Source organism: Gordonia sp. w5E2 (assembly GCF_036540975.1).
In the GTDB taxonomy this organism is placed as follows: domain Bacteria; phylum Actinomycetota; class Actinomycetes; order Mycobacteriales; family Mycobacteriaceae; genus Gordonia; species Gordonia jacobaea.
On the sequence record NZ_CP144213.1, the window covers coordinates 1,860,321 to 1,886,363 of the forward strand.

A 26,043-nucleotide genomic window follows, 5' to 3' on the forward strand; every position below is an offset into this window, starting at 1 on the left:
TCGCCGGGTCGTGATGCCAGATCCAGGCGTCAGACTCACCGTAGCGGTACGGCGGCGAGTCTGCCGAGTGCCGCGCGGACCACGTCGGGGTCGGTGGTGCGCCAGAACGGTGGCATGGATGCGAGGAGGTAGCCGCCGTATCCGGCCGTCGCCAGTCGCGAATCGAGGACGGCGACGACGCCGCGGTCGTCGACCGAACGCAGGAGCCGTCCGGCCCCCTGCGCCAGCAGCAATGCGGCGTGATTGGCCGCTACCGACAGGAATCCGTTTCCTCCCCGCGAGGTGACGGCGCGCTGGCGGGCGCCGAGCAGGGGATCGTCGGGGCGCGGGAAGGGGATGCGGTCGATGATCACCAGCGACAACGACGGTCCGGGAACGTCGACACCCTGCCAGAGCGACAGCGTGCCGAACAGGCAGGTCCTGGGGTCTTCGGCGAAGCGTGCGACGAGCGCTGCGGTGGTGTCGTCGCCCTGGCACAGGATGGGTAGGTCGCTGCGTGCGCGAAGCGCCTCGCTGGCCTCGCGGGCGGCGCGCATCGACGAGAACAGCCCGAGCGTGCGACCACCCGCGGCCTCGGTGAGCGCGGCGAGTTCGTCGAGTGTTGCGGGCGCGATCGAGTCTCGGCCCGGTCGGGGGAGATGACGTGCGACGTAGAGGATTGCCGAGCGTGGATAGTCGAAGGGCGAACCGGCGTCGAGTCCCGTCCACCGCATCGGCGAACCGTCGGAGGGTGCAGCACTGCCCGTTGCGGTGACATCGCGTGCGGGTGCGTCGTTGCGTGCGTCGCCGAGCGCGATGTCGTCGGCGGCGGGGGTGTCGGTGCCGCGACCCGCGGCGGGCAGCCCCCACGTGGCGGCCAGGGCGTCGAAGGAACCCCCGATGGTCAGTGTCGCGGAGGTGAGAATGACGGTCGACTCGCTGAACAGCGTCGCACGCAACAGTCCGCCAACCGACAGCGGTGCGATGTGCAGCACGGTGCGCGTCGACGATTCGGATCTGCCCGCGCGTTCTTCGGCCACCCACACGACGTCGCGTCGTTTCGCCGGGTCGGGTTCGTCGAAGGCGCCGAGCACGCGGACCGCGGTGTCGTGGAGTTCTTCCAACGAGGTCAGTGCCGCCGACCGTGCCGCACCCTTGCCGTCGTCGGCACCTCCCGGCCCGCGCGCGGGACCGATCGCCGATCGCGCCTGCCACAACCGATCTCGCAGCGTCGCCAGCACCAGCGCGGCATCCGCGGGCATGGCGGTCCATTCGCGCTTGGGGGCGTCGTCGAGCATGTCGCCGAGTTGCTCGCCCGCTCCGATGAGTGCGTCGACGGTCTCCTCGTCGATGAGCTTGCCGCACCGTCGGGCGGCCACCGAGATCGACGCGGCAGAGACGTCGGATGTCGACACCGAGGTGATGCGGTCGACGAGATCGTGCGCCTCGTCGACGATCACCACATGGTGGTCGGGCAGCACGTTGGCCGGACTCATCGCGTCGATCGCCAACAGCGCGTGATTGGTGACCACGACGTCGACCTGCCCCGACTTGCGTCGTGCCCGCTCGGCGAAGCAATCCTCGGCATACGAGCAGTTCGACGCCCCGAGGCATTCGCGCGAGGTGACGCTGACCTGCCGCCAGGATCGGTCGGCGACTCCGGGGGAGAGGTCGTCGCGGTCGCCGGTGTCGGTGTCGGACACCCACTCGCGCAGGCGCGTGACCTCTCGGCCGGTGCGCGAGAGTTCGAACGCGTCGAACAGTTCGGTATCCGGCTCTTCGACGGTTCCCGCGTGAATCTTGTTCAGGCAGAGGTAATTTCCGCGACCCTTGAGAATTGCGAACGTCGGCTCCCGGCCGAGCGCGCCCTTCAGGGCTTTGGAGAGGCGGGGAAGGTCGCGCTCGACCAACTGCCGCTGCAGTGCGATGGTCGCTGTGGAGACCACCACGGTGTCGCCGGATTCGACGGCGTGCCGGATGGCCGGCACGAGATAGGCCAACGACTTACCCGTGCCGGTACCTGCCTGCACTGCGAGGTGCTGGCCGGTGTCGATCGCGTTGGCGACGGCGGAGGCCATGCGGACCTGCCCGTCTCGGCGTTTGCCCGACAGTGCGGTCACGGCGGTGTCGAGGAGGGCGGTCACCGGCGGCAGCCCGGTCGCCCGTGAGCCGGTTGGCCCGGAGGCGTCCGGCGCAGCCGCATTCGCTACAGAGAGGTCGGTCACTAGGAAGCGGCCTGTCCGCCATAGACCAGGTCGCCCACGAGCGTGACGCCTGCGTCGCGCATGCTCGTCAGCGCGGCGTTGGCGGTCGGTTCGGAGACTGCCGCCGTGAAGTTCAACAGGACGCGGGTGTCGAAACCCTCGTTCGCGGCGTCGACTGCCGTGGCGCGTACGCAGTGATCGGTGGCGATACCGACCACGTCGACGCTGCGCACGTCATGGGCGCGCAGCCAGTCCGCGAGTGTGGTGCCGTCGTCAGATGCGCCCTCGAATCCGGAGTACGCCGCGCTGTAGGCGCCCTTGGAGAACACCTCCTGCACATCGGAGGTATCGAACTCGGGCGAGAACGCAACGCCGTCGGTCCCGACCCTGCAGTGCGGCGGCCAGGTGTCGACGAAGTCGGGGTCGTCGGAGAAGTGTGCGCCCGGATCGATGTGGTAATCACGCGTCGCCACGACGATGCCGTAGTCGTCGGTCAACGAGTTGAGCGACCGCGCGACCGAGGTGCCGCCGTTCACGCCGAGTGCGCCACCCTCACAGAAGTCGTTCTGGACGTCGACGACGATGAGCGCTTGGGCTGGGGTGACGTCGTCGTCGAAGTGTGGGCTGGACATTCCGATCTCCTCGGGTCGTGGCTTGGCTGCTTGTGTGATCGGTTGTGTTTGCTTGACGTACCTGTGTTTGCTTGAAGTACCCGGGTTGCTCGCTACCGGTTCGATGATTGGACGTGGGCGGGTGGGGATCGGTTCCCGCGGTTGTCAGCCGAGTTGGAAACGTGTCGGTACGGCGGGATCTCCGTGCGAGAGTCCCAGCCCCTCCCACGGCAGGCTGACCAGACCTTCGGCGAGGAACGCGCGCGCGTCGTCGAGCGTCGGAAGGTCGTCGACGCGACGGCCACCGCGAACCAGCGGGATCTGCAGAGGTCGGACGACGTGTCCCGGAACGTCGGGTGTCGGTGTTCCGTCGCGGTAGAGGATCTCCTCGACGATGGTGCCGGTGGGACGCGCGACCCGCACGGCGTTCTTCGCGCCGCCCTTCGATTCCTTGTGGCTGGCGCGTTTGGCGACGGGGATGCCGTCGACCTCGACCAGTTTGTAGACCATGCCCGCAGTCGGGGCGCCGCTGCCGGTGACCAACGAGGTTCCGACGCCGTAGGTGTCGACGGGCTCGGCGCGCAGCGACGCGATCGCATATTCGTCGAGGTCACCGGAGACGACGATCTTGGTGTTCGGGGCACCCAGTTCGTCGAGTTGCTCGCGGACCTGCCGTGCCAGCACACCTAGGTCGCCGGAATCGATGCGGACGGCGCCGAGCTCGGGACCGGCCACCTCGACGGCGTTGCGCACGCCCTGGGTGATGTCGAAGGTGTCGACGAGCAGCGTGGTGCCGACGCCGAGCGTCTCGATCTGTGCGGCGAACGCGGCCTTCTCGTTGGGGCCCTCGGGATCGGTGAACGCGAGGGTGAACGAGTGTGCCGCGGTTCCCGCGCTCGGGACGCCGTAGGTGCGCGCGGCCTCGAGATTGGAGGTGGCGGCGACACCCGCGAGATAGGCGGCCCGAGCGCTCGCCACGGCGGCCCACTCGTGCGTGCGACGCGATCCCATCTCGATGATCGGGCGCCTGCTTGCCGCGCTGACCATGCGGGCGGCGGCGGACGCTATGGCGCTGTCGTGGTTGAGGATCGAGAGGATCAGCGTTTCGAGCACCACTGCCTCGGCGAAGGTTCCGCGCACCGTGAGGATCGGCGAGTTGGGGAAGTACAGCTCACCTTCGCGATAGCCGTCGATATCGCCGGTGAACTCGTAGTTACGGAGCCACTCGACGGTCTCGTCGTCGAGGAAACGTTCGACGACGGCGATCTCGTCTTCGCCGAACCGGAACTGTGTCAGCGCGTCGAGGATGCGAGCGGTGCCTGCGACGACCCCGTACCTGCGGCCGTCGGGGAGCCTGCGTGCGAACACCTCGAACACACACTGCCGGTGTGCGATCGGCTGCCGCAGCGCGGCGGAGACCATGGTGAGCTCGTACTGGTCGGTGAGCAGGGCGGTGTTGCGGATGGTCACGATCCCTTACCCTAGTTTGTATGGCGCCTGACGATATTCGTGCGCATGAGGCTACCCCCGGAAGTGGCGGTGGTAGCGGTGGCACGGCCGTGGCCGACCCGGCAGTTGCCGACTCCGCCTCGGCGTTCGACCGTCCCTGGGTGACCATCGTCTGGGACGATCCGGTCAATCTGATGCGCTACGTGACGTTCGTGTTCCAGAAGGTCTTCGGATACTCCGAATCCAAGGCGAATCAGCTCATGATGCAGGTGCACACCGAGGGTAAGGCCGTGGTGTCGTCGGGCGACCGCGACAAGATGGAATCCGACGTGACGAAACTGCATGCCGCGGGTCTGTGGGCGACCATGCAGCGCGACAGCTAGCAGCGGGCGGGATATACGAGTGCGCGTTTTCAAACGCAAGGGCCGAGGACGCTCGGTGCGGTACACGACGTCGTTGGAGTCGCACGAATCCGAGCTCCTCGCGTCGATGGTGGCGTCGATGTCGGAATTGCTCACCGAACGTGAGGAGAGCGCGCCGCGCGACGACCTCGCCGAGCTGACCGGGATCCGGACCGGACATTCGAGCGCCCCGACGGACGCGACCCTGGGACGCTTGTTGCCCGACTTCCACCGCCCCGACCAGGACACCGAACTCACCGCAGACGCCGTCAACGGGCGGCTCAATGCGGCATTACGCAGTGTCAACGAACCCAAGATCATCGACGCCAAGCTCGCGGCGTCGACGACGATGCTCGCGACCCTTCCCGACGGCGGCGGCGATGTCGCGCTCACGGAGGAGGAGGCGATGTGCTGGCTGACAGCGCTCAACGATGTCCGCCTCGCGTTGGGCGCGATGCTCGGGATCTCCGAGGACACCCCCGATCAGCTCCCGGCCGACCATCCGCACGCTGCTCACCTGGACGTCTATCACTGGCTGACCGTCATTCAGGAGCTGCTCGTCGAGGCGACGATGTGATTACCGGCTGGGCCCCCGTCGGCGATCGGATCACCGATGTTGCGGGCATCGCCGTCGGTCATCATCACCTCGTCGACGCGGACGCCACGCTCGGCCTCGGCGGACCCGACGATGCGCCGGGAACGGGATGGGCTACCGGTACGACGGTCGTGGTGGTCAGCGCACCCGAGGGGGCGACGGGTGCCCCGACGGCGGCCGTCGATGTGCGGGGCGGCGGTCCGGGGACTCGCGAGACAGACCTTCTCGACCCGTCGAACACCGTCACGACGGTGCACGCGATAGTGCTCACCGGCGGCAGCGCCTATGGACTCGCCGCCGCGGACGGGGTGATGGCCGGGCTCGAGGAGTCGGGTCGCGGCTTACCGATGAACGCCCGGGGCGGCGTGGTCCCGATCGTTCCGGGGGCCGTGATCTTCGACCTCCCGATGGGCGGGTGGACCAACCGTCCGGACGCGAGCTTCGGACACGCGGCGCTGCAGGCTGCGGGTGTCGAGGTTGCTCAGGGCAGCGTCGGCGCAGGGGCAGGAGCCCGGGCGGGTGGACTGAAGGGCGGAGTGGGTACGGCGTCGTCGCGCATCGAGACCGGCGCGGCGTCGGGGATCACTGTCGGCGCGCTGATCGTCGCCAACCCGGTGGGTTCGGTGATCGACCCCGATACCGGATTGCCTTGGGGTGCAACAGATCACGACCTCGCGTATTACGAACTCGCCGCCCGGACAGCTCGGATACTGCGCGACTGGCCGACGTCGCTGCCAAGCAGACCGTGCTCAACACCACGATCGGCGTGGTGGCGACCGACGCCGAACTCGACGCGGCGTCGGTACGTCGAATCGCGATGTCGGCGCACGACGGTCTCGCCCGCGCCATCCACCCCGTGCACTCGCCGCTCGACGGAGACACGATCTTCGCGGTTGCCACGGGGGCACATCCGACCGAGCCCTCGGCGTTCGTGCCGGCGGGGATGAACCCCGACGTCGCTGTCCTCGCCGACATCTGCCGCGTCGCCGTGACGGTCACTCAGCGCGCGATCGTCAACGCCGTGCTGGCGGCCGATTCGGTGGCGGGCGTGCCCTCCTACGCCGACCTCGCGCCGTCGGCGATCACCACCTCCGGCATCGCGTAGCGGCCTGGTTTCGGAATAGCGGCGCCGAGGGGCACGTTGTTCGTCACGACGTTTATCCGTTCACCTCGAGGAGAGCGAGTGCTGCAGATCAGCCAGGAGTTGGTCGACCAGATGGTCGCGCATGCGCGCGCGGACCATCCCGACGAGGCGTGCGGGGTGATCGCAGGCGCGGAGGGTTCCGACCGTCCCGTCCGCTTCATCCCGATGGTCAACGCCGAGCGGTCGCCGACCTTCTACCGCTTCGATTCGACGGAGCAACTGAAGGTGTGGCGGGAGATGGACCGCAACGACGAGGAGCCGATCGTCATCTATCACTCCCACACTGCGACCGAGGCGTACCCGAGCCGCACCGACGTCTCCTACGCCAGCGAACCCCAAGCGCACTACGTCCTCGTGTCCACGCGCGACGCCGACGACACCGAGATTCGGAGTTACCGCATCATCGACGGTGAAGTCACCGAAGAACCCATCGAGATCAGGAGCTGAATCAACCATGACGGTCACCGTGTCCATCCCGACCATCCTGCGTACGCACACCGGCGGCGAGAAGCGGGTCGAGGGTTCCGGCTCGACGCTGTCGGAGCTCATCGACAATCTCGAGACCGCCAACCCGGGCCTCAAGGAACGTCTCGTCGCCGCAGACGGTGCGGGCGCGGGCAAGCTGCATCGCTTCGTCAACATCTACGTCAACGACGAGGACGTGCGTTTCTCCGGTGGTCTCGCGACCACGATCGACGACGGCGACGAGGTCACCATCTTGCCTGCGGTCGCCGGTGGCGCACTGCCACAGCTGGGACGATAGGGATTTCGTGGCGCGCTACACGTCGCTGATCTCATCGGTCGGGAACACGCCCCTGATCGGACTGCAACGTCTCTCACCGCGGTGGGACGACTCCGCCGACGGTCCGCACGTGCGGCTCTGGGCCAAGCTCGAAGATCGCAACCCCACCGGCTCGACCAAAGACCGGCCGGCATTGCGCATGATCGAGCAAGCCGAAGCCGACGGCCTGCTACAGCCGGGGTCGACGATCCTCGAACCCACGAGCGGCAACACCGGCATCTCGCTTGCCATGGCCGCGAAGCTCAAGGGCTACCACCTGATCTGCGTGATGCCCGAGAACACCTCGGAGGAACGTCGATCACTGCTGCGCATGTACGGCGCCGAGGTGATTTCGTCACCAGCGGCGGGCGGCTCGAATACCGCCGTCCGTATAGCGAAGGAACTCGCCGCGGAGCACCCCGACTGGGTGATGCTCTACCAGTACGGCAACGAGGCCAACTGGCGCGCGCACTACGAGGGCACGGGCCCGGAACTGTTCGCCGACCTTCCCGAGATCACGCACTTCGTCGCAGGACTGGGCACCACCGGAACGTTGATGGGCGTCGGACGGTATCTGCGCGAACGAGACCCCGACATCGAGATCGTCGCTGCCGAACCGCGATACGGCGACGAGGTGTACGGCCTGCGCAACATCGACGAGGGCTTCGTGCCCGAGCTGTATGACGAATCGGTGCTGACCCGCCGCTACTCGGTTCAGGGCGTCGACGCCGTCGCGCGAGTGCGTGAACTCATCGACCGCGAGGGCATCTTCGCGGGCGTGTCCACGGGCGCGATCCTGCAGGCCGCCCGCGGCATCGGCCGCAAGGCGCTCAAAGAAGGTCGACGCGCCGACATCGGATTGGTAGTGCCCGACGCGGGATGGAAGTATCTGTCCACCGGGGCGTACGACGGTAGCCTTGAGGATGCCGAGCAGGCACTCGAGGGGCAGCTCTGGGCCTAGCCGCAGTGGTTTCGACTCGGGTGCTCGCTGCGCTCGCGCCCGCTCAACCAGCGGGAGGGCCACCCCAGCCGGTCGAGCGAGCCTCGCTGGTCGAGCTTGTCGAGATCACCGCTGGTCGAGCTTGTCGAGACCACCGCCGGTCGAGCTGAACCCGCTGGTCGAGCTTGTCGAGACCACCCGACGAAGGAAAGACGATGACACCGAGCACCACGCCCGCGACGCGCGGCGCGCGACCCCTGTGGGCGCGGTCGGCGATCGTGATGGCGTTCATCGTCGCGGTGCTCGTGATCGTCGAGGCGATCGACGCCGCGACGCGCTACGACCTCGATCGCGCCGGCATCGAACCACGCCAGATCGACGGACTCGACGGCATCCTGTGGGCACCATTTCTCCACGCCGATTGGCAGCACCTGTTCGCCAATCTGATCCCACTCGTCGTGCTGGGATTCATTCTGCTGCTGAGCAAGCGCTTCCTCATCGTCACCGCGATCGTCTGGATCGTGTCTGGCCTCGGAGTCTGGTTGTTCGCGCCGTCGTACAGCGTCACAGTCGGAGCGTCGGGCATCATCTTCGGTTGGCTGACCTACCTGCTCGTGCGCGGGATCTTCAACCGCGACCTCACACAGATCGCGATCGGAGTCATCCTCTTTCTCGTGTACGGATCGGTGCTGTGGGGCGTGTTCCCCGGCACCTTCGGAGTCTCGTGGCAGGGCCATCTGTTCGGCGCGATCGGCGGCGTGCTTGCCGCGTGGTTCCTCGCCGACCGGGATCGTCGCCGACGCCCACGGAGCGCCTCGTCGGGTCCTGTATCACCGTATGGCCCGACAACACCGGGGGTGCGGTCATAGTCACGAACACACGCGCCGACGCGCCTATCGGCATCTTCGATTCCGGCGTCGGTGGGCTGACCGTTGCCCGCGCGATCATCGACCAACTGCCCGACGAGGACATCGTCTACATCGGCGACACCGCGAACGGCCCGTACGGTCCGCTGACCATTCCGGAGATTCGACGCCACGCATTGGCGATCGGCGACGACCTCGCCGAGCGCGGGGTCAAGGCAATCGTGATCGCCTGCAACACCGCGTCTGCGGCGTGCCTGCGCGATGCCCGTGAGCGCTACGCGCCGATCCCGGTGATCGAGGTGGTCCTGCCCGCGGTCCGTCGAGCCGTTGTCGCGACGAAGACCGGGCGCATCGGTGTGATCGGAACGGAGGCGACGATCTCGTCGCGCGCTTATCAGGACTCGTTCGCCGCCGCCCGCGATGCTCAGATCACCGCCGTCGCCTGTCCGCGATTCGTCGATTTCGTCGAACGCGGAATCACCAGCGGCAGGCAGATCCTGGGTCTTGCGCAGGGATATCTCGAACCGCTGCAGGAGGCGGACGTCGACACGGTTGTCCTCGGCTGCACTCACTACCCGTTGCTGTCGGGCGTGATTCAGTTGGCGATGGGCGACGAGGTAACACTCGTGTCCAGCGCCGAGGAGACCGCCAAAGATCTGTTCCGTGTGCTCACCGAATCCGACCTCCTTCACCCGCACACCGGGCGCGAGGCTGTGCGCCACTTCCAAGCGACCGGCGACCCGGAGATGTTCGCAAAGCTGTCGAGTCGATTCCTCGGACCCGTTGTCCGATCGGTGGATCCGGTCTGACGTGCGGCGTGTCGCCCACGCCGGGCCGGTCACACATCCCGGTCGGCGTGTCTTGTGACCGATAAGTGGTCTGCCCGCCATGTGCGCGTGGCAAGGTAGGTCGTATGCGTCTGACTGTCCTGGGCTGTTCGGGCAGTGTCGGTGGCCCCGGCGCGGCCTGCTCGGGTTACCTGCTGACCGTTCCTGGTCATCGACCCGTGCTCGTCGACTGTGGTCCCGGGGTAATGGGGGAGTTGCAGCGGATTGTTGATCCGAACGAGGTCGACGTCGTACTGAGCCATTTGCATGCCGATCACTGTGTTGACCTTCCCGCGTTGTTGGTGTGGCGCCGCTATGCACCGACACCCGCGACCGAACTGGCGTCGCTCTATGGGCCGACCGGTACCGCGCTGCGGATCGGGGCGGCGTCGAGCGAGTTCGGTGGTCAGATCGACGACATCACCGATACATTCGACGTCCACGAGTGGTCGGACAATATCGAGATCACGTTGGGCGGCATCACGATCGACCCCTTCCGGGTCGACCATCCGCCCGCGACATTCGGTCTTCGGTTCACCGGGCCGGAGGGGCAGGTCATCGCGTACAGCGGCGATTCGGGTCCGTGCGATGCGGTGATCGATCTGGCGGCAGACGCCGACATCTTCTTGTGTGAGGCGTCGTGGACGCATGCTCCATCGGATCGCCCTCCGCACCTGCACATGTCGGGCATCGAGGCCGGGGAGATGGCGACCAAGGCCGACGCGAAATCTCTCGCGATCACCCACGTTGCACCGTGGTCGGACGCCGAGGCGATTCTCGCCGAAGCGCGAAGTACCTTCTCGGGTCCGGTCGGACTCGTGCGCCAGGGCCAGGTGTTCGACCTACCCGGGTGATCTCCTACAGTTGAGTTCGTGACCACACGAGCTGACGGCAGGACCGACGACGAACTCCGTCCCATCACCATCACCCGCGGATTCACGTCGAATCCCGCAGGGTCTGTGTTGATCGAGTTCGGTCAGACACGGGTGATGTGCACCGCGAGTGTCACCGAGGGCGTTCCGCCCTGGCGCCGCGGTTCGGGGCTCGGCTGGCTGACCGCCGAGTACTCGATGCTTCCCGCCGCAACCCACGAGCGTTCACGCCGCGAGTCGGTCAAGGGCAAGATCGGCGGACGCACCCACGAGATCAGTCGACTGATCGGGCGCTCGCTGCGCGCGTGCATCGACCTGGGCGCGCTCGGTGAGAACACCGTCGCCCTCGACTGCGACGTCCTGCAGGCCGACGGCGGCACGCGCACCGCGTCGATCACCGGCGCCTACGTCGCACTCGCCGACGCCGTGACGTGGCTCAAAGCTGCTGGGCGACTGTCGGATCCGCAGCCGCTCTCGTGCATGATCTCCGCCGTGAGTGTCGGCGTTGTCGACGGCCGAGTGCGACTGGACCTCCCGTACGAGGAGGATTCGCGCGCCGAGGTCGACATGAACGTCGTCGCCACCGATGCCGGAACCCTCGTCGAGGTGCAGGGCACGGGAGAGGGTGCGACCTTCCCGCGCGCCACCCTCGACAAGTTGCTCGACATGGCTGAGATCGGTACGGACAAGCTGTTCGTGGCGCAGCGTGAGGCGCTCGCGCTTCCGTATCCCGGCACCCTGCCCGAGCCGGCCTGACCCTATGTCGCAGGTACTCCTCGCCAGTCGTAACCGCAAGAAGCTCGCCGAGCTTCAGCGTGTCGTCGACGCCGCAGGCCTCACCGGCCTCGAGGTGATCGGACTCGACGCCGTGCCCGAGTACCCCGAAGAACCCGAGACGGGTGCGACCTTCGAGGACAACGCGTTGATCAAGGCCAGGGCAGGCGCTAAGGCAACTGGATTACCTTGTCTCGCAGACGATTCGGGAATTGAGATCGACGCACTCAACGGGATGCCCGGGGTGCTTTCCGCTCGATGGAGCGGCCTACACGGCGACGACGCCGCCAATAACGCGCTGGTGTTGGCGCAACTCTCGGATACGCCCGACGAACGACGGGGCGCGGCATTCGTGTCGGCGTGTGCGTTGGTGTCGCCGGCGGGCGACGAGACCGTCGTGCGCGGTGAGTGGCGCGGCACGTTCGCGCGAGAGCCGCAGGGCTCCAACGGCTTCGGCTACGACCCGCTCTTCCTTCCCAGTGACGCAGAAGCTGCCGGACGCTCCGCCGCCGAGTTGGCACCGGCCGAGAAGGACGCACTGAGCCATCGCGGAAAAGCCTTGGCGCAGTTGGTTCCCGCACTGCGCGCCCTGGCCTGAGGGTCGACGGCGCGCAACGGACCAGGCGTCGCGGCAAACGGCCACCGTCAGCCTGCGCCGCCGCTGTGGACCGCGAGCATTCGTGAGACCGAATCGGGCCACGTGAACTGCGCAGCACGCGCACGAGCGGCACCTTCGCGTTCGGTACGTGGTATCGACAGAACATGCTCGACGGCGCGTGCGAACCCTGTCCCAGAATTGTCGGCGAGTGCGCCGCACGACTCGTCGACCATTCCTGCCACGGCGGACGACCGCGATCCGACGACCGGCGTCCCGGACGCGAGCGACTCCAACGCCGACAGGCAGAACGTCTCGTGCGGGCCGGGAGCGAACGAGACGTCGGTGCTGGCCAACAGTGCCGCGACCTCGCGCCGGTCACGCAGATGGCCGAGAAACGTGACAGGTAGGCCCCTGGCGGCGTGCTGCAGGGCGCCGCGCATGGGACCGTCTCCCGCGATGACCAGATGCACGGGTAGTCCCGCGCGATGAAGTTTCGCAGCGGCCGCGATGGAGCGATCCGCGCGCTTTTCCATAGACAGTCGGCCGCAGTGGCCCAGGAGAGTCGTCGAACCGTCGGTCCACCGAGCACTCAGCGCGGGGTCGAGGTGGTGTGGTGCGAACTGCTCCAGGTCGACGCCGAGCGGTGCGCGGACCACGTTGCGGGCCCCGATCCGCTCGAATTCGGCGGCGGCGAACCCGGTGGTGCACACCACGGAGTCGTACGAGTTGGCGGTTGCGGCGTTCGCCCGATCGGCCAGTGCCCGGGCGGTCCGCACGGGCATGGCCATGGCCAGCAGCCTGTCGAGCCGCTCGTGCGACACCATTGCCGACGGGATGTCGCGGCGTCGGGCCCAGCCACCGAAGCCGCGCAGCGTCAGCCGGTCCGACACCTCGAGTGCGTCGGGGCGGATCGAAGCCAGAACGTCGGCGACGCGTCGAGCGGATGCCAGGCGATACCCGCCGGAGAACGGGATACCCGGGGCGCGCACCGAAATCTTCACTACGCCGGACGGCATCAGATCTTCGCGTGATTCGCTTCCCGGTACGACGAGCGTCACGTCGTGTCCTGCGGCGACGTAGCCGGCACCCCAGCGGTCGACGGCTGTGCGCAGTCCTCCGGAGCGCTCACCGTAGAAGTTGGCCAACTGGACGATGCGCACCTCGCCAGTCAGCCGCGCTTGCGTGAACGCAGCGCTGCGCGTGCCTTAGGGCAGGTTGAACTGCGCCTTTACTTCCTTCGACCGGATGTGCTCGACATAGAACGAGAGGAAGGGGATGGTGCCCGCGATGGCGGTCACGATGATCTTGCCGACCGACCAACGCACCTTGATACCGAGGTCGATCGCGCAGATCAGGTAGATGAAGTAGATCCAGCCGTGTACCGGCGGGACGAAGTCCAAGACGTGATTGCCGAAGCCATAGCGCAGGATCAACTCGGCGACCAACAGCAGCAGCCAGATGCCGGTGATCCACGCGAGCACGCGATAGCGAGTCAGTGCGCTCTTCACCTTCGCGACGGGCGTGGTGGTCTGCGCGGACTGGGCGGTTTCGGTGCTCTGTGGGGTCTCGCTGCTCACCTGGGGTGTTCCTCCGTCTGTGTGGACTCGCGGGTCGTCGCGGGCGTGGTGACCGGCTGCGCCTCGGTGCGCTCGTGGTCTGTGGCGGCGAGCTCGGCGAGGTACCGGTTGTAGTCGGTGAGTGTCGAATCGTCGCGCACGGGAGTCGCGGCGAACGACGACGCGCTCGGGGTGGTGGCCCGCTCGGGAAGTATGCCGTCGGGGATCTCGGTCACGCCCTTGGGCCTGAGCTTCTCGACCTCCTCAGGGTCGGCCTCGAGCACCACGAACCGGCGGTACGCCCAGACGAACGCAATGGCGAACGCCGGCCACTGGAGCGCGTAGCCCAGGTTCTGGCCGGTACCGCCCGACGACTCATAACGATCCCACTGCCACCACGCCATGCCGAGGCATACGACAGCGGCGAGCGCCACCAGCACCAACAGTGCCGGGCGGTGCCTGCGGGCACCACGACGCGTAGTAGACATACCTTTGACGGTACCTGGCCTGGGTGTATCGCCGCGCGACCGGTACTGTTGACCGCGCACGCGCGAGTGGCGGAATTGGCAGACGCGCTGGATTTAGGTTCCAGTGTCTACGGACGTGGGGGTTCAAGTCCCCCCTCGCGCACCACAGAACCCTTACTCGAATCAGTGCGCCCGTGAATTCGCATCCGACGTCACGGTGGCCAGAGATGTCCAGCGGATGACGCGATGCTGACTAGACTCGGCCACGGGTACGACCAACCGTCACCCACGAATTCATCACTACGAAGGGTACGAACGCACGATGACGGAGATCGATGGGTCCGGTGTCACCCCCGATCTCCCGGAGAGCCTCGTCGACGTGGCAGGCCGTCGTATTCGGGACGCGATCCTGTCCGGGGCATTGACACCCGGACAGAAGATTGTCGAAGAGACACTCTGCACCGATCTCGGCATCAGTCGGGCTCCGGTCCGAGAGGCACTCCGGTTGCTAGCCCAGCAGGGCCTCGTAGAACACCAGCCTCGCCGCGGAACCCGGGTGGCAGAGTGGGCACCGCGAGACATCTTGCAGCTCTTCGAACTTCGCCAACTCCTCGAGCGATATGCGGTCGAGTCGGCACTGCCGCTGGCCGATCCCGACGTTCAACTTGCGCCAGTGCGCGCGGCCATCGAGGCCATGGAGAATGCTTCGGCCGACATTGATATCGACGATGCTCATCGGCGGTTTCATGCAGCGGTGGTCGGACTCGCCGACAATCGGCAACTCGACATCGCCTTGGAGCCGATCCTGCTGAAACTACAGTTGCCCATGGCGGTCAACCTGCGTGCGGAGGCGCGCGACCACCACGGGCACGATGATGGACTCCATCGTCATCACGACATCTTGCACGCGCTAGAAGCCAACGACATCGAAGCCGTGGTCGCCGCACTACGTGATCACGGACACCTCAACTACCTCAACCTTGTCGAGGCGACGATGGGGGAGGACGGGCGAGCCGACGAAGCCCGGATGAGCTAACACAAACGACACACAGTCGTTCTTCGGTTGGCACGATTCTGTCGACAATCGACGGTATGAACATTTCCGGAGAGGGTCCAACCCTGGGGCCGACGGTCGCCGAGATCGTCGAATCACATGTGAGCGGTAGCGGGTCGCCGAGCAGAACCGCACGAATGGTCTGCGATGCGATCGAGGCGCGTGGAGACGATGGCACCTGGTTGTCGACGGTGCCGAGAGACCAACTGATGGCGGCGGCGGCCGAACTCGAAGCCAGGCCGGGCGCGCGCGGTCTTCCGCTGTACGGAGTGCCTTTCGGCGTCAAGGACAGTATCGACGTCGCCGGGGTGCCCACAACGCTGTCGTGCCCGGGCTACGCATATGTCGCCGAGACCACCGCGCCGGTCGTGCAGCGCCTACTCGACGCGGGTGCGCTCTACGTCGGGAAGACCAACCTCGACCAGTTCGCTACCGGTCTCAACGGCACGCGCACCCCGTTCACCGTGCCCCGCAGCGTTTACGGGGGCGACATGATCTCCGGTGGCTCGAGTTCGGGATCGGCGCTGGCGGTCGCGCTGGGTGAGGTCCCGTTCGCGGTGGCCACCGACACTGCCGGGTCCGGCCGGGTCCCTGCGGCCCTCAACGGTGTCGTCGGTTACAAGCCGTCCCGAGGCTTGATCAGCACTGTGGGGCTTGTGCCGGCGTGTAAGTCGTTGGACTGCATCACGATGATGGCCGGCTGCATCGACGACGTCGATCGGGTCATGGCGGTGATGGCAGGCGTCGACGACGATGATCCGTGGTCACGAGCGTCGGGGCCGGGATTCGACGGTGACCGCATCACTATCGGCCTGCCGCCGGTGGAGGAGTTGGAGTTCTTCGGCGATGAGGCGATGCGCGATGCTCATCTTGCTTTCCGAAACAAGCTCCAGAACAACAGTTTCTCCGTCCCGACTGAGGTCGTCGAGGTATCTCTGGCGCCCTTCCTTGCCGCCGGCGAACTCCTGTATTCGGGGCCGTGGGTCGCCGAGCGCCTGGTGGTGTTCGATGAATTCCTCGACGAGCATCCGGAAGAGATCGTCCCAGTGGTGCGCGATATCTTGCGCAGCGGACTGAAGTACACGGCGGTCGATGCCTTCGCCGCGCTGCAGCGACTCGCCGAACTGCGTGCCGAGGTCGGCCGGATCTGGCGCGCCATGGATGTTCTGGTGGTGCCGACGATCGGCCGCACGTTCACCGTCGATGAGGTGCTTGCACAACCCATCGCGGCGAACACGATGCTCGGTCATTACACGCACTTCGGGAATCTGCTTGACCTTCTAGGGATCTCGGTACCGCAGGGAACCACCGCCGACGGACGTCCCCATGCTGCGATGCTGCTCGGCGATGCCCTCTCCGACGACACGGTGTTGCATCTTGCGGCCGAGTTGCTCGACGAGCCGCGGGCGCACGCCTCCGTCGTGGGACGCCCAGAGCTGAACAGCGTGCAAGCGAAACCCCTGCAGCACAACAGAAAGGCCGTGTTGTGAGCGAATCGGTCACCGTCATGGCGTTACCCGAACCAATCGATCTCGAACTCGACCGCACCGCACTGGTGATCATCGACATGCAGCGAGATTTCCTGCTGCCCGGTGGTTTCGGTGAGACTCTTGGCAACGACGTCGGGCAGTTGCAGAAGGTCGTCGAACCGTTGCAGGCGCTGCTCGCCGCCGCCCGATCAGCGGGCATGCTCGTCGTACACACGCGAGAAGGACACCTCCCTGATCTGTCGGATTGCCCGCCCGCCAAACTGTCTCGAGGTGCTCCGTCGAAACGGATCGGCGACCTCGGGGCATTCGGACGCATCCTGATCCGGGGCGAGTACGGCCATGACATCGTCGACGAGCTTGCGCCGCTGGCCGACGAAGTCGTGATCGACAAACCCGGCAAGGGTGCCTTCTACGCGACGGACTTCGGAAAAGTGTTGGAGTCCAATGGCATCACGCAGCTATTGGTGACCGGCGTGACCACCGAGGTGTGCGTGCACACCACAACTCGTGAAGCCAACGACCGGGGTTATGAGTGCGTCGTGGTTTCTGATTGCGTCGGGTCCTACTTCCCTGAGTTTCAGCGTGTCGGGCTGGAGATGATCGCCGCGCAGGGCGGCATCTTCGGCTGGGTCGCTGCGAGTGCCGACCTGCTCCCGGCGATGCTCGGGCGTCGTGCAGAGGCCTCGTCTGACGTCGTTTCCTGAACTAGCACAACACTATTCACCACCACCTTCCACGGCGTTGTGGAATCGACATTGCTGAAACATCTACACACTCGAAGGAACATCATGGGCACCACCGTCGAACCCGCGCCACCCACCGAGCCGTCGACACCTGACGCCACTGCGAAGTTACCGTGGTGGACCCGAGGGGATACCAACGCCTTCTTCGGGCTCGGATTCAACATTCTCGTCAACGTGTTGACCCTTACCGGCCTGATGATCGGCGTCGTCAAGGTTCCGGCCGACGATGTCCTCGGTACCGTGCTGCCCGCCCTCGGCGTCGCACTCGTGCTGGGCAATCTGTACTACACCTACCTGGCCCGACGACTTGCCAAGCGTGAGAACAGGAGTGACGTCACGGCTCTGCCGTACGGGCCGAGCGTTCCACACATGTTCATCGTCGTATTCGTGGTCATGCTGCCGGTCTACCTCAAGAGCAACGACGCGATGCAGGCTTGGCAGGCCGGCTTGGCGTGGGCGTTCATGATCGGTGTGATCGTGATGATCGGAGCGTTCGTGGGACCGTACGTCCGCAAGCTCACCCCGCGCGCGGCGATGCTCGGCACCCTCGCCGGTATCTCGATCACCTTCATCTCGATGCGGCCGGCCGGACAGATATGGGATGCGGCATGGATTGGGTTGCCGGTGCTGGCGATCATCTTGATCGGGTTCTTCACCGACGTGAAGCTGCCGGGCAACATCCCGGTCGGGCTGGCAGCGCTACTTGTCGGCACCGCCATCGGTTGGATCGGCGGGTTCATGTCGTTGCCCGACCTGCAGAGCGCTGTCGACAACATCGCCATCGGAGTCCCGGATCAGCGGTTCGACATGCTCTTCTCGGGCTTGGGGGATCTCGCCCCGCTGCTGGGCACAGCAATCCCGTTGGGCGTCTACAACTTCACCGAGGCGATGAGCAACGTCGAGAGCGCCGCCGCCGCGGGCGACAACTACGACCTACGGAGCGTGCTGCTGGCCGACGGTGCGGGCGCATGTATCGGTGCGGCGTTCGGCTCGCCGTTCCCGCCTGCGGTCTACATCGGGCACCCGGGGTGGAAGGACGCCGGTGGTCGGTCGACGTACTCGCTGGCCAGTGGGGTGGTGGTCGGCCTGCTGTGCTTCCTCGGGTTGGTCGGGGTACTCGAGGCGCTGCTGCCGGTGCCCGCGATCGTGCCGATCCTGCTCTACATCGGCCTGCTCATCGGGGCCCAGGCGTTCCAGGCTGTACCCCGACTGCACGCGGTAGCGGTGGTCGCGGCGATCCTGCCGAACCTCGCGCAGTGGGGAACCGGCCTCATCGACAACGCACTGTCCGCGGCAGGAACGACGGCCGACAAGGTAGGAGGCGACGCGTTGGCCAACGCCGGGCTCGTCTACTCCGGCCTCAAGACCTTCGGCGAAGGTGCGGTGCTGGTGGGTCTGGTGTTGGGGGCGATCGTGACGTTCATCCTGGACAAGAAGTTCCACTATGCGGCGATCGCCTGCCTGGTCGGTGCGGTGCTGTCGTTCATCGGGCTCATCCATGCACCCGAGGTGACGTGGGCGGCCAACCCGCAGGTGGCGCTCGGCTATCTCTTCTTCGGAATCGTGTGCTTCGCCTACTGGTTCCTACCCAAAGCCCGAACGCCGGTGACCGTCGACGAGGCCGACGTGGTCGCCGGACACTGACTCGCCACTATCGCTTGCCCGCGGCGTCGCGAGACGTCGCGGGCAGTGCTGGCTTTCTTCCGGTGGGTGCACGGTGCTGTTCAGTCGCAAGAACTCCAACTGAGCCAGCTCGGCGTCGTCGAGTGTCCGCAGTCGGATCTCCGACGTTGTGCTCGCCGTCGGCAGCGCGAAGATGCGGGTCTGTCGATCCCACCGGAACGAAGCTCTCCGTTCGTCGACGGAGATCCACGTGCCGGCGTCGTCGAGAACCTCGATCAGCCACCCCAGCTCGCCCGCCGAGTGCGGGGTGACGGTGTAGTGGTCGACGAGGGTCGGGGCGTCGAATGCCCAGCCGACCGCGTGGCCAGATGGCAGGAGTAGTGGCGCTGTCGACGAATCGTCGTCGAAGACGGCGGTTGCGTCTGTTGGGCCGCGGGCGCACGTCGGAGCTGCCCGCGGACTCGTCAGGTCGCGGGGTGGTTGGGGTACTGCGCCCTGCGGAGTAGTCGATGCCGGCACCGTGCCCGCGGCCCACGTCGTGGGCGCCGGGCCGAGCGCGATGGTGATGCGTGCACCCCGCATCAGTCGTTCCCGAGACACGGTGATGTGACTCCACGGCTGCCCGTCGATGGTCACGGACTCGATGTAGCGATTCGTCGGCGACGCCGCGGGAGCGTCGACGGTGAGTGTGGCGCCGTTGTCCAACGTCCACCTGATCCAGGGGAACGTCGGCGCGGTGATCACGTATTCGCCCGAGCCGATCGACAGCGGATAGAGCCCCGTGACCGCCCAGAGGTACCACGCCGACATCTCGCCGTTGTCCTCGTCGCCCGGATATCCCTGCCCGATCTCTGATCCGAGAAACAGTCGCTGTGTGGCATCGCGAACCAACGACTGCGTCTTCGCGTGGGCGACGCTACCCGGCGTGGACGCGTGGGCGTACATGAACGGAATGTGGTGTGCGGGTTGGTTGGAGAGGGCGAGCATGCCCATGCGGGTGTCGCGCGCCTCTCGCATCTCGTGGATCACAACGGGATACGACCCGCGCATGTCGGCGCTGCCGGTCTCGGGAGTCGCGCAGAACTCGCCGAGCTTCTTCTCGAGTGCGGTTCGTCCTCCGTGTAGCGTCGCAAGTCCCTCGCCGTCGTGGGGTGCGGTGAATGCTGTTCCCCAGGCGTTGGTTTCGGTGTAGTCGATGCCCCATCTACGCGGGTCGAAGTCGCGGAGCGGGCGCAAGTCCCCTTTGCGATCTCGCCCGCGGAAGAAGCCGCTCTCGGCGTCGAAGACGGCGGCGTACGACGCGGCTCGTGCGTCAAACCACAGCGCGTTGGTGCGGAACTCCTCACTCCGAGGATGAGCTGGGAAGCGTTGTGCGAGTAAGCGTGAGAAGGTTGCTAGGGCTGCGTCGTTGATCGCGGCGTCGACCGTCCAGCTCATTCCCTCGGCCGTGTCGGTGTCGGTGAATCCCTGGAACAGAGACCGCGACATACCCTTTCGGCCCACGCGGGGATTCGACGACGGGGTGGTCGCGTTGCGTAGGCAGGCGTCGTAGGCATTCTCGAGATCGAGTCCCGGCAGGTCGGCGAGCGCGGCGTCGGCGAATACCGCGTCGCTGCTCGTGCCGGTCATGATGTCGGCGGGCCCCGGCGCCGACCATCTGCTCGTCCAACCACTCCGCCGGTAATGTTCGACGAAGCCGTCAACCAATTCGCCTGTCTCCGTTGGCCACACGAGGGTACGTAGGGGCCAGCTCGCACGATAGGAGTCCCAGAAGCCGTCGGTCACGCTGAGCTTGCCGTCGACAACGGGACGCGCCGTCCGCGTCGGTGCGTCGTCGACGGGCGGAACGAACGGGTCTGCGTATGCCCACCGCGGACGCTCGGGGGTCCCGACGTTCTCATGGGCGATGGTGGGGTAGAGGTGAACTCGATGGAGACTGGAGTACGCGGTGACGAGTTGGTCATCGCTCGCGCCACGGATGTCGAGCCGACCGAGGACAGCGTCCCAGGCCGCTCGGCTTCGTGACCAGATCGCATCGAAACCGCCTCCCGCAAGACAGATGTCGTAGTCGAGGTTGCGGGCTGCCTGATCGACACCGATGAACGACGTCCCGATGGCGAGCACCGCGCTTCGACGCTGCGCGACGTCGAGCGTGACCGCTCCGAGCACCGCGCTGCGTTCGTGGCGACCGGGTGCGTGGCGTGTTGCCGTGACGGGAACATCGACGCGTGCGGCGAAGTACATGCGTGGCACATCGACCAAACCGCCTGGGCCATCGACGAATCCGGTGATCACACCCTGTGAGGCGTCGGACAACACCAGCGATCCGCGCCCGTCGAGCTGATCGAAGATCAGTGACCCGACGTCGGAGGGAAAGCCAACCCGCAGCCACACCGACCAGGTGCCCGCGGTGATTTCGGCGTCGACACCACCGGCGGCAGAGCCGCCGCCGAGTGGCACGGCGTAGCGATCCGGACGATCAGACTCGTCGTGGTGCGAGAACTCGAGCGCACGGTCGCCGCGATCGAGCGAGGGCTGGGAAAGTGCACTGGGAAAGAACTGGAGCACACCACGATCACCCATCCAGGGACTCGGGATGTGCGAGGTCGCGAAAGCGTTGAGGTGCGAACGATTCTCGGCGTCGTTGGCCTCGTGGTACGAGTACGGCCACCCTCGATTGCCCGCGTCGGTCATCGGCAGACCGAACACCGCCCCGTGCGGGGGAGCGACGAGCGGTGCGCAGTTGCCGCGTGAGAAGCGGTCGCTGGAGTGCGTTCCGCGTGTGGTGCGTACGCGATGAATACGCTCCGGGGGAGGGACACTGCGCGGACGCAGGCACACCTCGTCGACAAATCCCCTGAGCCGACGTTGCTTGTGACTCTTTGTGATTCGCGGGGGTGGAGCCAACCGGAGCGCCACCCCGACGATCCTCAGCCCCGCGCATCCGGTGAGTCGCACTCGTTTCAGAGTCCATTGATCCACCGCGATAGTCCGAGAAAGGTACTGACTGCGCGGATGGAGTTCGACGCCGTGCTGGTCGGACACCGCTCGCTCGGAAAGCGAGTGCCCGTCGTCGAAGTGGAGATCGAGGGATACGGCCGTTGCGGCGTACGAGTCCCGCACGTCGTGCTCGTCAGGGTCGAAGAAGGCATGGATGGCGTAGGTCAGCTCGTCGTCTTCTCCGACGACGCGCCCGACGAGATCGCAGCCGTCGAGCCCGGCAACCCCCTCGGACTCGGGGCGCACAGTGAGGTCGTAGACCCACGGTTGCAGCGACGTCAGACCGACCAGCGGCCGTGCGTTGACAGGATGCGACGGACCAGGGCCGCGCCGTAGCGAGGTGGTCGGATTCTGCCTGCGCGCACCGAACCGCACAAGCGTTACCCTACGTGCACTACCACCTGCGGTTGCTGTGAGTCACCAAACCCGAGACCGACAGCAACCGCCGCGAATTGCGTTCGGCTATCAGCCAGCAGCCGGAATCGTGAAGGGCAGGCCGGGCACCGGTGTGATGGCGGGCTTCTTCGATGTGGTCGACGGTGTCGCGGTGCGGCGTCGATCCTCACCGGCGGGCACGCGCGCTGACGTGGTCGGTGCGGCGGGCGCGAGCGCCTTCTCGTCGGCCGCCTTCTCGGTGCGCACGCCGTCCTTGGCGTCGCGCAACTTCTTGTTCTGCTCGGCTCCGAGACCGGCTCCCGTGGTGTCGTCCTCGCGCAAGCACATCGACCGGATCACGTTGTGGTAGTTGACGAGTCCGTACGTGATGGCTGCCGAACCGGCCGCGTTGAGCAGGCGGACCGGGGTGATCGGAAGACCCGTGATACCTGCAGCCCCAAGGCCCGCAGATTCCACCAGTCCGCCTGCCGTGCTGAACAAGTACAGCGACAGGTAGAGCGAGTAATACGCGGCGGTCATTCCCTTGGTCACGGTGAGGTCTGCGAGCGGTACCGTCGCCGCGAGGTTGTCGCCTTGGCCGATGTTGTGTCCGAGGCCCAACGCGATGTCGAGGGGTGCGCCGCCGACGTAAGGAATGATCGTGCCGATGTAGGACGCGATCGATTCCGCCGTGTTGAAGTCCGCGGGATCGGCGGGGATCAGGTTGTGCGGAATCGGGGTCGAGCGCATCGTCGTAAGAATGCGCTTGGTCTCGTTACGAATGTTGCGCTTCTGCGCCTCGGTGGTGACCATCGTCTGCGCGTAGTCGGAGGTGCGAGTCACGATGCGCGACAGCGGAAGTGAACCGACCGGAGCGCAGGTCTTGTTGTCGGCGAGTGCGAGTTGATCGGCGATGTCCTGCACGATGGCCGGGATCGGGATGTTGTAGCGCACGGTCTCGCTGGGCCGACCGGCGTCGTCCTTCTGCTCCTTGGTGACCCGCGCGACGCATTGGTTGATCATCGAGCTGGCGATCGCCTGGTAGGTGTACTGGGCACCGAGCGCGCTGGCGGAGACGCCGATCTGCAGGATGCTCCTCCAGGTGATGAAGTCCGAGAGTGCCGACAGCTGGGTTCCCTCAAACGGACTGCCCTGGATCGGCGCGATCTGCGACAGCACCCGCGCAGGTGCCACGACGGTCGTGAACAAATACAGCCATGCCGTCTCCACGGCCTGCATCAACGTGATGCGGCTGACCGGGATCGCATCGTTCTGCTTGCCGTCGCGAACCTTCAAGAGCTGCACCACGATCCACTGGGAGATCGGGGTGCGGTACTTGGTGGCCGGGTCGTCGGAATCGGCGCCGAGGGCCAGCGGGTTGTCGGAGATCGCCAGCGTCGAGACGTTCATCTGGTCCATGTCGCGATGTGCCTGTGCACGTGCGGCGTAGGCGTTCTGCTTCAGCTGAGGCGGAAGTGACGGGAGGATCGACTCGAAGAGCGAGTCGTAGACCACTGCAAGGGAGGTGAATTCAGCACTGACACAACTGGTTTCCTTGCCCAGGTTCTCCTTGGGCGTTGCCAGCAGTGATCGCTTCGACTTGCCGATCCGGTCGAGTCGCTCGTCGTAGGTCTCGGCGGGACGCGTTGTCGGCTTCGTCTTGATCTGTGCCGCTTGCGTTGCGGCCTGCTGCTGATGCGCGGCCTGCGTGGCCACCACGGCGGCTGTGCCATTACCGGTAGCGCCGGCGGCAAACACCGAACACAACGTCGTGACTGCGGTGACGCGGACGAGCCATTTCGTCCCGGTTCTCGATCGTCCTACTGCCGCTGGGTGGTCCCGACCCCCGCCACGCACCATGAAGCACTCTCTTCTCATGTGTCACCGAAATGGTGTCCGCCGCCTGCTCACTCATCCCGCCGATGGCACCAGCACATCGGCTCAGTTCGTGAGGTTAGCATAACCTTAATGAATCTCTAAGGTCACTATCAGGTCTCGGCTGACACTCGGAAGGCTAGGGCACTTTACGGACTGCGTACAGACTTCTCGGCGAATTGATGTGAGTGTCGTCTGCCACGGTGCGGGTCGTGTGGTCTGCTGGACATTGCCCCACGAAGCATTGAAAGGTCGGTGACGCATGTCTGACCCCACGCCTGGGCGCCTTCCTCTCCACGACGCGTCGGTCGTCGACTCGATCGGAGCGGATCTGCGTGCGGCGCAGTACAACTCCGACGGAGTTGCCGCGCTTCTCGGTGACGAGGCCAACGCAGCTCTCGGCGGGGGAGTGTGGTGGCCTGCGCTGCGAGCTACCTCGTCAGCGCCCACCGAACACCGACCTCTCGCGACGCTGATCCGACTCTTCCTCCTCGGCTCTGACGAGCCGCGTGAGGCCGCTGAGCAGGCGTTTGCGTCGACGCCGCTGGATGCGCTCGCAGCGAACGGCGTCGTCGAGTTCGTCGATGACGAGCGGGTGCGGGCTGTCCTCGACATCCGACCGCACGCCGACGACGTCCGCGATTACCTCGTCGTCTCCGACCAAGACGCCGCGATGCGCTCGGGTCCTGTCGGGCACGATCACGTACTTGGTATCGGAGGGGCGTCGATCTCGTTGGCACGGGCGATCATTCGTGATCCGGTCGAGTCGGCATTGGACCTCGGTACCGGGTGCGGAATTCAGGCGCTGCACCTCGGAACGCACGTCGACCGGATCGTTGCGACCGACACCAACCCCCGAGCGCTTGCTCTGGCAGCCGCGACCGCGCGCCTCAACGGAATGTCCTGGGATCTGCGCGAGGGCAGCTTGTTCGAGCCCGTCGGCGACGAGCGCTTCGACCTGATCGTCTCCAATCCGCCGTTCGTCGTCGGAGCAGGGTCGCAGGACTACGAGTATCGCGACTCCGGGATGGAGGGCGACGCTCTGTGTGCGCGCCTGATCCGCGAGTTGCCCGCGCACCTGAATCCCGGAGGCACGGCGCAGCTGCTCGCCAACTGGATCGTCTACGAGGACGCCGACTGGCGCGATCGAGTGGGTTCGTGGATCGCGGAGACGGGCCTCGACGGGTGGGTCGTGCAGCGCGAACTGGCCGATCCCGTCGACTACATCTCGCTGTGGTTGTCCGACGCAGGCGAAGAACCCGAGCAGATCGCCGCGCGGGGATCAGCCTGGCTCGACTGGTTCGAGCGCGGGCGCATTGCGGGAATCGGCATGGGAGTCATCACACTTCGGGATCGTCGCGGCGGACCCGACGGCCCGCCCGACGTCGTGATCGAGGAGATCACCGGCGCTGGTGAGGAAGTGACCGGCCCTGAAGCGAAGGCGTTCTTGGACCGTCGTGACTATCTGCGGGCAACCTCCGACGACGCCCTGCTGGCCGCTCGGCTGAAGACTGCTCCCGTATTTCTCGACGCGCAGTCACTTCCGAGCGACGAGGGGTGGCAGGAGATCGGTGCATCCGTACGCCGTCCCGGCGGGCCCGGCGCCGTGCTCGGCGTCGAGGACGTCTCACGGGCACTGCTGGCGGGTTGCCGAGGCCAGGTGCCACTCGGCGCTCTGATCGAACTTCTCGCCGACTTCCACGACGTCGACGCCGACGCGCTCGCACAAGCAGCACTGCCCGTGGTGCGCGAGGCAATCGGTCGGGGCATCCTCTACGAGGTTCGCTGAGCAAGCACCCCCACAGCGCTTCCCAGCCCG

23 protein-coding genes, 1 tRNA gene and 1 pseudogene are annotated in these 26,043 nt (G+C 66.2%); 17 read left to right on the top strand and 8 right to left on the bottom strand.

The window, feature by feature from the left end:
• Positions 1–35: 35 nt before the first annotated feature.
• From RND64_RS08435 to RND64_RS08445, 3 genes are all read right to left on the bottom strand, one after another.
• A complete protein-coding gene (locus tag RND64_RS08435) occupies positions 36–2,132 on the bottom strand; it encodes an ATP-dependent DNA helicase (protein ID WP_331436656.1) in 2,097 nt (698 codons plus the stop codon).
• 71 nt (positions 2,133–2,203) lie between these two features.
• Complete coding sequence (locus RND64_RS08440) at positions 2,204–2,815, bottom strand: isochorismatase family protein (protein WP_049700926.1); 612 nt, start codon at positions 2,813–2,815, stop codon at positions 2,204–2,206.
• Positions 2,816–2,959: 144 nt separating this feature from the next.
• Positions 2,960–4,264 carry a nicotinate phosphoribosyltransferase gene (locus RND64_RS08445; RefSeq protein ID WP_049700925.1) on the bottom strand — a complete coding sequence of 435 codons (1,305 nt, stop codon included), beginning with the start codon at positions 4,262–4,264 and terminating at the stop codon, positions 2,960–2,962.
• Positions 4,265–4,284: 20 nt separating this feature from the next.
• On the opposite strand from RND64_RS08445, the gene clpS reads away from it, so the two are divergent.
• The 11 genes and pseudogenes from clpS to rdgB all read left to right on the top strand — a co-directional run bounded on the left by clpS (position 4,285) and on the right by rdgB (position 12,041).
• Complete coding sequence (gene clpS / locus RND64_RS08450; protein ID WP_049700924.1) at positions 4,285–4,626, top strand: ATP-dependent Clp protease adapter ClpS; 342 nt, start codon at positions 4,285–4,287, stop codon at positions 4,624–4,626.
• 19 nt (positions 4,627–4,645) lie between these two features.
• Positions 4,646–5,221: an oxidative stress transcriptional regulator AosR gene (gene aosR, locus RND64_RS08455; RefSeq protein ID WP_049700923.1), complete on the top strand. Its 576-nt coding sequence runs from the start codon at positions 4,646–4,648 to the stop codon at positions 5,219–5,221.
• Positions 5,221–6,344, top strand: a pseudogene (locus tag RND64_RS08460) (P1 family peptidase). Before aosR ends, RND64_RS08460 begins: the two are co-directional and overlap by 1 nt.
• A 78-nt stretch (positions 6,345–6,422) precedes the next feature.
• Positions 6,423–6,830, top strand: coding sequence for a Mov34/MPN/PAD-1 family protein (locus tag RND64_RS08465; RefSeq protein ID WP_049700922.1), 408 nt, complete (start codon positions 6,423–6,425; stop codon positions 6,828–6,830).
• A 7-nt stretch (positions 6,831–6,837) separates the two neighbouring features.
• Positions 6,838–7,146, top strand: coding sequence for a MoaD/ThiS family protein (locus RND64_RS08470; RefSeq protein ID WP_049700921.1), 309 nt, complete (start codon positions 6,838–6,840; stop codon positions 7,144–7,146).
• Positions 7,147–7,153: 7 nt separating this feature from the next.
• Positions 7,154–8,125, top strand: a complete 972-nt coding sequence (locus RND64_RS08475) for a PLP-dependent cysteine synthase family protein (RefSeq protein WP_049700920.1) — start codon at positions 7,154–7,156, stop codon at positions 8,123–8,125.
• Between the two features lie 194 nt (positions 8,126–8,319).
• Complete coding sequence (locus RND64_RS08480) at positions 8,320–8,973, top strand: rhomboid family intramembrane serine protease (protein WP_049700919.1); 654 nt, start codon at positions 8,320–8,322, stop codon at positions 8,971–8,973.
• The gene (gene murI, locus RND64_RS08485) at positions 8,970–9,779 is read left to right on the top strand and encodes a glutamate racemase (RefSeq protein ID WP_083444490.1); all 810 of its coding nucleotides are present in this window, start codon (positions 8,970–8,972) and stop codon (positions 9,777–9,779) included. Before RND64_RS08480 ends, murI begins: the two co-directional genes overlap by 4 nt.
• A gap of 104 nt (positions 9,780–9,883) precedes the next feature.
• The gene (locus tag RND64_RS08490) at positions 9,884–10,651 is read left to right on the top strand and encodes a cyclic nucleotide-degrading phosphodiesterase (protein ID WP_049700918.1); all 768 of its coding nucleotides are present in this window, start codon (positions 9,884–9,886) and stop codon (positions 10,649–10,651) included.
• An 18-nt stretch (positions 10,652–10,669) separates the two neighbouring features.
• The gene (gene rph, locus RND64_RS08495) at positions 10,670–11,425 is read left to right on the top strand and encodes a ribonuclease PH (RefSeq protein WP_049700917.1); all 756 of its coding nucleotides are present in this window, start codon (positions 10,670–10,672) and stop codon (positions 11,423–11,425) included.
• Between the two features lie 4 nt (positions 11,426–11,429).
• A complete protein-coding gene (rdgB, locus tag RND64_RS08500) occupies positions 11,430–12,041 on the top strand; it encodes an RdgB/HAM1 family non-canonical purine NTP pyrophosphatase (protein ID WP_049700916.1) in 612 nt (203 codons plus the stop codon).
• Positions 12,042–12,088: 47 nt separating this feature from the next.
• Here the strand turns inward: rdgB and RND64_RS08505 are convergent, their stop codons facing one another.
• The 3 genes from RND64_RS08505 to RND64_RS08515 are packed head-to-tail and all read right to left on the bottom strand — an operon-like array spanning position 12,089 to position 14,085.
• The gene (locus RND64_RS08505; protein WP_049700915.1) at positions 12,089–13,201 is read right to left on the bottom strand and encodes a glycosyltransferase; all 1,113 of its coding nucleotides are present in this window, start codon (positions 13,199–13,201) and stop codon (positions 12,089–12,091) included.
• Between the two features lie 45 nt (positions 13,202–13,246).
• Positions 13,247–13,618 (bottom strand): DUF3817 domain-containing protein, encoded by a 372-nt coding sequence (locus tag RND64_RS08510; protein ID WP_049700914.1) that lies wholly within the window; start codon positions 13,616–13,618, stop codon positions 13,247–13,249.
• A complete protein-coding gene (locus RND64_RS08515; RefSeq protein ID WP_049700913.1) occupies positions 13,615–14,085 on the bottom strand; it encodes a glucitol operon activator in 471 nt (156 codons plus the stop codon). Before RND64_RS08515 ends, RND64_RS08510 begins: the two co-directional genes overlap by 4 nt.
• 60 nt (positions 14,086–14,145) lie before the next feature.
• On the opposite strand from RND64_RS08515, the gene RND64_RS08520 reads away from it, so the two are divergent.
• The 5 genes from RND64_RS08520 to RND64_RS08540 all read left to right on the top strand — a co-directional run bounded on the left by RND64_RS08520 (position 14,146) and on the right by RND64_RS08540 (position 18,995).
• Positions 14,146–14,230 (top strand) — tRNA-Leu (locus RND64_RS08520).
• Positions 14,231–14,386: 156 nt separating this feature from the next.
• Positions 14,387–15,100, top strand: coding sequence for a GntR family transcriptional regulator (locus tag RND64_RS08525; RefSeq protein ID WP_049700912.1), 714 nt, complete (start codon positions 14,387–14,389; stop codon positions 15,098–15,100).
• Between the two features lie 56 nt (positions 15,101–15,156).
• Entirely contained in the window at positions 15,157–16,608 is a 1,452-nt protein-coding gene (locus RND64_RS08530; protein WP_049700911.1) for an allophanate hydrolase, read from the top strand.
• On the top strand, positions 16,605–17,312 hold the full coding sequence (locus RND64_RS08535; RefSeq protein WP_049700910.1) for a cysteine hydrolase family protein: 708 nt from the start codon (positions 16,605–16,607) through the stop codon (positions 17,310–17,312). Before RND64_RS08530 ends, RND64_RS08535 begins: the two co-directional genes overlap by 4 nt.
• A gap of 84 nt (positions 17,313–17,396) precedes the next feature.
• On the top strand, positions 17,397–18,995 hold the full coding sequence (locus tag RND64_RS08540) for a hypothetical protein (protein ID WP_049700909.1): 1,599 nt from the start codon (positions 17,397–17,399) through the stop codon (positions 18,993–18,995).
• On the opposite strand, the gene RND64_RS08545 is transcribed toward RND64_RS08540, so the two are convergent.
• Positions 18,936–22,349 (bottom strand): GH92 family glycosyl hydrolase, encoded by a 3,414-nt coding sequence (locus RND64_RS08545; protein ID WP_235434476.1) that lies wholly within the window; start codon positions 22,347–22,349, stop codon positions 18,936–18,938. The two genes, RND64_RS08540 and RND64_RS08545, sit on opposite strands and share 60 nt — an antisense overlap.
• Before the next feature lie 90 nt (positions 22,350–22,439).
• Entirely contained in the window at positions 22,440–24,065 is a 1,626-nt protein-coding gene (locus tag RND64_RS08550) for a hypothetical protein (protein WP_270482429.1), read from the bottom strand.
• A 421-nt stretch (positions 24,066–24,486) separates the two neighbouring features.
• On the opposite strand from RND64_RS08550, the gene RND64_RS08555 reads away from it, so the two are divergent.
• Positions 24,487–26,013 carry a DUF7782 domain-containing protein gene (locus tag RND64_RS08555; protein WP_049700907.1) on the top strand — a complete coding sequence of 509 codons (1,527 nt, stop codon included), beginning with the start codon at positions 24,487–24,489 and terminating at the stop codon, positions 26,011–26,013.
• Positions 26,014–26,043 lie beyond the last annotated feature (30 nt).